Annotated in this window: 1 protein-coding gene; it reads left to right on the forward strand. The window is 74.7% G+C overall.

Annotated features, from left to right (window positions below; genetic code table 11):
- Nucleotides 1–1093 (forward strand): ATP-binding cassette domain-containing protein (locus tag BN971_RS24340; protein WP_428978083.1); only part of this gene is annotated, 1093 nt, incomplete at both ends.

Below are 1093 nucleotides of genomic sequence, written 5' to 3' on the forward strand. Positions count from 1 at the left end.
CCGCGGTTCCCCCCGCCGGCTGCCCCGCCGACCGAGCAGCCCACCCAGCAGATCCGGGTGGCGCCGCCCGCGGCGCGGGGGTCCGCCGGACCCACCCCACCGGTTCCGGAGGCGCCCCCGCCCGCGGTGCCGCCCGTCTTGCCGTCAAGCGCAGAGCCCGCGCCGCCCAAGGGGCCGGGGCTGATCGAGCGAATGGCCACCCAGAGGCTGCGGGTGGGCCGCCCGTCGGCGCGCGCCGAAGAGGGCGGCTCCACGTATCGCCTGCCGTTGCGCCCGGGGGCGCGGACCTCGGGCGTGACCGCGTACCAGCTGGGACTCACCGTCGACGGGCACGAAGTGCTGGCCGGCGTCTCGTTCACGGCGCGACCCGGCACGCTAACAGCGGTCCTCGGGCCGTCGCCGGCGCGCAATTCGGCGCTGCTCGCGCTGCTGGCCGGCACCAGGGAACTCACCTCGGGCCAGATCACGGTCGACGGCCACGACGTGCACGCCGAGCCCGAGTCGATGCGGACCCGCATCGGCACGGTGACGCCCGACGAGTGCCTGCACGCGCGCCTCACCGTCGAACGGGTCCTCGGGTATGCCGCCGAACTGCGCCTGCCGCCGGACACCTCGAAAGAGCACCGCGACCGCGTGGTGGACCAGGTGCTCGACGAACTCGACCTGACACCGCACCGCTCGACCGCGATCCGAAAGTTGGCACCGGAGGTCCGCCGGTGCGCCTCGATCGCGGTCGAGCTCATCACCCGGCCGACGTTGCTGGTGGTCGACGAGCCCGGGGCGGGCCTGGACGCCGCCCAGGAGTCCCACGTCATGGCGATGCTGCGCCGTCAGGCCGACCTCGGTTGCGTCGTCGTGGTGGCCATCGCGGCGCAGTCCGAGGAGTCGCTGAGCGACGTCGCGACGTGCGACCAGCTCCTGGTGCTCACCGGCGCCGGGACGCCGGCCTTCCTCGGGACGCCGCTGCAGGTCGAATCGTCGATGGGCACGGCCGACCTCGCACAGGTTCTCGCCCGGGTGAGCGCGGATCCCCTCGAGGCCCACCGCGCTTATCGAACCCGCGAGGCCGCCGACCGCCGGGCCCCGACGACGC

It is taken from the genome of Mycobacterium bohemicum DSM 44277, assembly GCF_001053185.1.
Taxonomy (GTDB): domain Bacteria; phylum Actinomycetota; class Actinomycetes; order Mycobacteriales; family Mycobacteriaceae; genus Mycobacterium; species Mycobacterium bohemicum.